Origin of the sequence: Cellulomonas algicola (assembly GCF_003851725.1) — a bacterium.
GTDB lineage: Bacteria > Actinomycetota > Actinomycetes > Actinomycetales > Cellulomonadaceae > Cellulomonas > Cellulomonas algicola.
On sequence record NZ_BHYL01000287.1, the window covers coordinates 1 to 5,440 of the forward strand.

Below are 5,440 nucleotides of genomic sequence, written 5' to 3' on the forward strand. Positions count from 1 at the left end.
CCGGCGGCCGCGACCTGGAGGGGGTCCGGCCGCCGCGTCGTGTCGTCAGGGGTCTCGTGTCGTCAGGCGTCAGGGGGCGACGCGGCCGTGGGCGTTGAACGCGGCGTGCGTCAGGGGCATGAGACCCGCCCAGAGCGACTCCATGCGCTCCGCGACCATCTCGATCTCGCGCTGCGGGAACGACGGCACCGTCGCGCGCTCGTCCTTGGTGCGCAACGACAGGAAGTGCATGAGCGAGCGCGCGTTGCACGTCGCGTACATCGACGAGAACAGGCCCACGGGCAGCACCGCACGCGCGACCTCACGGGCGACCCCGGCGGCGAGCATGTCCTGGTAGGCGTCGTACGCCCCCTGGTACGACGCGAGCATCGAGCGGGTCACGACGTCGTGCTGCTCGGGGGTGCCGTCGACGAACTCGTACCGGCCCGGCTTGCCCTGCTGCACGAGCTTGCGCTCGGGCGACGGGACGTAGAACACCGGCTGCAGCTCGCGGTAGCGGCCCGACTCCTCGTTGTAGGAGAAGCCCGCGCGGTGCCGGTGGAACTCGCGGAACACGAAGATCGGCGCCGAGACGAAGAAGGTCATCGAGTTGTGCTCGAACGGCGTGCCGTGGCGGTCGCGCATCAGGTAGTTGATGAGGCCCTGCGAGCGGCTCGCGTCCTTCTCGAGCTCCTCGAGCGACGCCTCGCCCGCGGTCGACACCCGGGCCGCGAACAGCACGTCCGCGTCGTGCGCGGAGTGCCGGACGAGCTCGACGGTCACGTCGTCGCGCACCTGCACGGGCTCGTGCTCGGGGGCCTGCGTCGCGGGCTGGGTGTCGGGCTGCAACGACACGTCGGGATCCCTTCGTCGGGCGCCGCGTCGCGACGCTCCGCACACCCTACGGCTCCCCGGGACACCGGCCGGCGACGGCCCACCGGGGGCCGACGAAGTCGCGCGACGCCGGTCGTCAGGCCCGCGCGGACGTCCTCGGCGCCCCCTGGCGCGCCGTCCGGCGCACCCGCAGGTCGACCAGGTCGTACCCCTGCGCGACCTCGTTCCACCGCACGACGGGCGGCCCCGCGACCTCCAGGTCGACGGCCAGGAGCGTCGTGACGAACGCCTCCGTCTCGGCCATCGCGAGCGGCGCGCCCGGACACTTGTGGTGCCCGTCGCCGAAGCTCAGCAGGGTCGGCGGGACCGCGCGCGGGACGTCGCGGCCCGGGCAGAGGCGGTCGCCGTCGGGTCCCGCGACGCGCGCGTCGGCGTTCGCGGCCCGCACGTCGACGTCGAGCACGGACCCGGCGGGCACGTGCACCGGGCCGTCGGGACCGTCGAGGGTCAGCGGCGCCGTCGTCTCGCGCAGGACGTGCGCGACGACGGGTTCGAGCCGCAGCACCTCGTCGAGGATCGCGAGCCGCTCCTCACGCGGCGCGGCGCGGTACCGGGCGCGCAGCACGTCGTCGTCGAGCAGGTGCCAGACGGCCGCGGTGATGAGCTCGCGCGTCGTCGCCATGCCCGCCGCCGCGTACGTCACGCACTCGGTGAGGACGTCGAGGTCGCTGAACCCGTCGTCGAGGAGCTGGCTGATGAGGTCGTCGCGACGCCGACGCCGGCGCGCGCGGATCGCCGGGCGGACGTCGAACGCGTAGAACCGCAGCATCGCGGTGCTGCGCCGCGCCGCGAGCCAGCGCCGCAGCCATGGGCCGGCCCCGGGCGGGTCGGGCGCGAAGAAGACGTCGAGCCGCCGGTGCAGCCCTGCCGACGCGGCCCGGTCGATGCCGATGACCGTCGCCGCGACCTGCACCGCCATGCCCATCGCGAGCCGCGCGACGTCCGACCAGCGGTCGGTCCGGACGGTCGCCACCAGCCGCCGAGCCGTACCCTCCAGCCACGGGCGGTACGACTCGACCGTCCGCGGCGCGAAGAACCGGGCCGCGGCGCGCCGCTGCGCGTGGTGCTGCTCGCCCTCGAGGTAGAGGATCGGCGGCCGGATGCGCGGCCCCGTCGTGCCGCCCGCACCACCGGTCCGGTGGAAGTTCTCCGCGTTGAACCCGCCCTGCCGCGTGTGCTCCGGGTGCCGCAGGACCGTGCGCGCGAGCTCGAACGAGCGGATGCGCCACCGGCCCTCGCCGACCTGCTCGAGGTCGGGCGCCGTCCCGTCGCCGGGCTGCGTGAGCTTGCGGGCCGGGCAGCCACCGGCGTCCACGGGAGAGCCTGCGTCGTCTCGTACGTCGGTCACCGGCGGCCCCCTCGGCCCTGAGTCAGGGCCTCATGCTGCCATCGCGACCGGGCTGCGCGCCCGGCGAGCCGTCGTCGGGAACGTCCCCCTAGACGACGGTGTTGACCTTCTGCATGGCGGTGCTGGTCACCTGCTGGAGGACCGCGGGGTCGACCGGGGCGAAGCCACCGGCGACGATGCTCACGGAGACGTTGCCCGACGCCACGACGACGACGTCGAGAGTGAACGAGATGTCGAAGCCGCCCGACTCGGTCGGAGCCGCCGCCAGCCGGACCGCGAGCGTCCGGTCGCCGTAGTTGGGCATGTCGAGCGCCGAGATCGTCATCGTCGTCGCCGTACCGTCGGCAGCGGTCTCGGTGTACTGCGGACACGTCGACAGCGCCTCGACCAGGTCGTCGAGCGCCGCCTCCCGCAGCGACCCCTCCCAGGTCTCGATGATCTCGGCGAGGAGCTGGAACGTCTCCGTCCCGAACGACGCCTCCCCCCGCGCAACCGGCTCACGCTCGGCACGGTCGCCCGAGAGCCCTTCGACGACCTCCTCGCACGCGGGCGGGTCGTAGGTCGAGGCTTCGTCGTCGCCGGTCAGCGCGTCCTGCTCGTCGGCAGGGCCGTCCTCCGAGGTGTCCTGCGTCCACCCCGGCGGCATCTCCGCCTGCGTCAGCAGAGCGGCGTCGATCTCCGCCTGCGTGAGGGACCTGGCCTCGACCACCGGCGGGGGCGTGGTCGCGGACGTGGCCGTGGAGCTGGACGTGACGGCGGGTCCGCCGACGGTGTCGGCCTTCTCCGGACGCGGCGAGCACCCCGCGACCAAAGCGATCGTGAGCGCCACGAGCGTCGTCGTGAGCCTCCGGGTCTGGCGGACGTCGATCATGGCCTGAGCCCACCTCAGCGCCGCTGGTCCGGACAACGTCCCATCGGGTGAGCGAAGGGGCAGTCCGCGACGACCGCACGGACCGCCCGCGGCGGCCATCGCGAGCGGTTAGCCTGACGCTCGTCCAGACCTGGGGGTGGTCGTCGTGCCGGTCGAGCGCATCGCGCTGGTGTCCGACGTCCACGGCAACATGACGGCGTACGACGCAGTGCTCGCCGACATCGACGCGCGCGGGATCGGGACCGTCCTCAACCTCGGCGACGTCGCCGGCAAGGGCCCGCGCGGCTCGGCCGCCGTCGCCCGCACCCGCGAGCGCTGCGCGGTCACGGTCCGCGGCAACTGGGACGACTTCATGCCCGGACCCGGACCGTTCGACGACCCGGCCGTCACGTGGGGGCGCGACGAGCTCACCGCCGACGACCGCCAGTGGCTGCGGTCGCTGCCACTGTCGCACGACCTCGTGGTGTCCGGGCGGCACGTGCGGCTGTTCCACGCGTCCGCGACGAGCGTCTACACACGCGTGTTCTTCCAGCACACCGACGACGAGTTCGACGGGATGTTCGCGACGACACCGATGACCGGCGACGGCCCGACGCCCGACCTGGTCGTGTACGGCGACGTGCACGACGTGTACATCGAGACGCGCGAGGGCCGCACGCTCGCCAACGCGGGCAGCGTCGGCAACCCGCTCGACGAGCCGACCGCGTCCTACCTCGTGCTCGAGGGCGTCGTGGGCGGCACGCGCGACGACCCGTTCGCGCTCGGGATCGTGCGGGTGCCGTACGACGTCGAGGCGGAGATCGCCGTGGCCGTCGCCGTCGGCATGCCGACCGTCGAGGCGTACGCGGTCGAGCTGCGGACCGCGGTGTACCGCGGGTTCCACGCGGAGCGCGGGCTGCGCGCCCCGGACGTCGCAACGACGCGCTGACGTCGCGCGTCGACCGGTGGCGCCCCCGGCGCGCTGCCATGGCACGTCGGCTGGCGTCGCACCTGCACACCGACGTCAGCGCGTCGGCACCTGCCCGGGGCGCGGAGCCCGCGCGCGCGTCCTACCGGTCGCCGACCTTCTGGTCGGCCGCGTCCTGCGCCGTGTCGATCTGCTCGTCGTGCTTCCCGCCCGTGACGGACGACGCCGCGTCGGCGCCCTTGTCCAGCGCGGAGTCGCTGGCGTTCTCGCCCTTGTCGCTCTTCAGCGCGTCGGACGCCTTGTCGCCCAGGTCGTCGATGCCCATGGGGTGCTCCCTGCTCGGTCCAGCCGTCACGCCGCACTGCTGGAGCGCCGTTCCATGCTGCGCCCGTCCGGCGGCACCCGCACGCGCACCCGGACCCGACGCCGGACCCCGACCGAGACGGGCCGGTGGGCCCGATGAGTTCCCGGGGCGCACCGGGTCGGTAGGGCAGCGGTGCCTCGGGAGACGGTGCCGCCCGCACCGACGACGGAGGACCAGATGACCGCGACACCCGTGACCGCCCCGACGACCGGACTGCTCGACGTGGGCGACGCCCGCCTGCACTACGAGCTGCGCGGGTCCGGCCCGCTGGTGGTGCTCGTCGCGGCGCCCATGGACGCGGACGCGTTCGCACCGCTCGCGGACCTGCTCGCGACGGACCGGACGGTCCTGACGACCGACCCGCGCGGCATCCGCCGGTCGACCGTCGCCGACCCGGACGCCGACGCGACCGTCGAGCTCCGCGCCGACGACGTGGCCGCGCTGGTCGCGCACGTCGGTCTCGGACCGGCGGAGCTCGTGCTCGGGTCGAGCGGGGGCGCGGTGACGGTGCTCGACCTGGCGACCCGGCACCCCGACGCCGCCCGGGTGGTGCTCGCGCACGAGCCGCCCCTGCACGCGGTCCTGCCCGACGACGCCGAGCTCGCGGAGCGGACGCGGCGCATGGTCGACACGCACCTGGCGGGCGACGTCGTGGGAGCGTGGCAGCAGTTCATGGAGATCGCGGACATCCCGATGCCGCCCGAGCTGGTCGCGCAGATGTTCGGCGGCGACCGGTCACCGCAGGACGTCGCCGACGACCACATGCAGTTCGCGCACATGCTCTGGCCGACGGTCCGCTACCGGCCGGACGTGGACGCGCTGCGCGCCTCGCCGACGCGGGTCGTCGTGGGGATCGGCGAGGAGTCCGCCGGGCAGCTGTGCGACCGGTCGTCGCGGGCTCTTGCCGCTCTGCTCGGCGTCGAGCCGGTCCTGTTCCCGAGCGACCACATCGGCTTCGTCGAGGACCCGCCGGCGTTCGCCGCGCGCCTCCGCGAGGTCCTGTTGCCGGCCCCGCCGACGGCGGCCTGAGCGCCACCGGCCACCGGCCACCGCCTGCCGACCGCGTCGACCCGGGGC

The 5,440-nt window shown here is 74.3% G+C and carries 6 protein-coding genes; 2 read left to right on the top strand and 4 right to left on the bottom strand.

Annotation, left to right across the window (positions count from 1 at the left end; translation table 11 throughout):
- Window positions 1–69 precede the first annotated feature (69 nt).
- The 3 genes from thyX to CTKZ_RS16600 form a co-directional block, all read right to left on the bottom strand.
- Complete coding sequence (gene thyX / locus CTKZ_RS16590; protein ID WP_200829786.1) at window positions 70–828, bottom strand: FAD-dependent thymidylate synthase; 759 nt, start codon at window positions 826–828, stop codon at window positions 70–72.
- Between the two features lie 121 nt (window positions 829–949).
- Entirely contained in the window at window positions 950–2,221 is a 1,272-nt protein-coding gene (locus tag CTKZ_RS16595; RefSeq protein ID WP_124343981.1) for a cytochrome P450, read from the bottom strand.
- An 88-nt stretch (window positions 2,222–2,309) separates the two neighbouring features.
- Window positions 2,310–3,092, bottom strand: coding sequence for a hypothetical protein (locus tag CTKZ_RS16600; RefSeq protein ID WP_124343982.1), 783 nt, complete (start codon window positions 3,090–3,092; stop codon window positions 2,310–2,312).
- Between the two features lie 145 nt (window positions 3,093–3,237).
- Between CTKZ_RS16600 and CTKZ_RS16605 the strand changes: the two genes are divergently transcribed.
- A complete protein-coding gene (locus CTKZ_RS16605; RefSeq protein ID WP_124343983.1) occupies window positions 3,238–4,020 on the top strand; it encodes a metallophosphoesterase family protein in 783 nt (260 codons plus the stop codon).
- 121 nt (window positions 4,021–4,141) lie between these two features.
- On the opposite strand, the gene CTKZ_RS16610 is transcribed toward CTKZ_RS16605, so the two are convergent.
- Window positions 4,142–4,324 carry an antitoxin gene (locus CTKZ_RS16610; RefSeq protein WP_124343984.1) on the bottom strand — a complete coding sequence of 61 codons (183 nt, stop codon included), beginning with the start codon at window positions 4,322–4,324 and terminating at the stop codon, window positions 4,142–4,144.
- Between the two features lie 216 nt (window positions 4,325–4,540).
- Here CTKZ_RS16610 and CTKZ_RS16615 point away from each other — a divergent pair, with 216 nt between their 5' ends.
- On the top strand, window positions 4,541–5,392 hold the full coding sequence (locus tag CTKZ_RS16615; protein WP_124343985.1) for an alpha/beta fold hydrolase: 852 nt from the start codon (window positions 4,541–4,543) through the stop codon (window positions 5,390–5,392).
- Window positions 5,393–5,440: the final 48 nt, after the last annotated feature.

What these genes read in the sequence shown, in the direction of transcription:
- CTKZ_RS16600 (WP_124343982.1), bottom strand. Translation starts at nt 3,092, where the DNA reads ATGATCGACGTCCGCCAGACCCGGAGGCTCACGACGACGCTCGTGGCG.
- CTKZ_RS16615 (WP_124343985.1), top strand. Translation starts at nt 4,541, where the DNA reads ATGACCGCGACACCCGTGACCGCCCCGACGACCGGACTGCTCGACGTG.
- CTKZ_RS16610 (WP_124343984.1), bottom strand. Translation starts at nt 4,324, where the DNA reads ATGGGCATCGACGACCTGGGCGACAAGGCGTCCGACGCGCTGAAGAGC.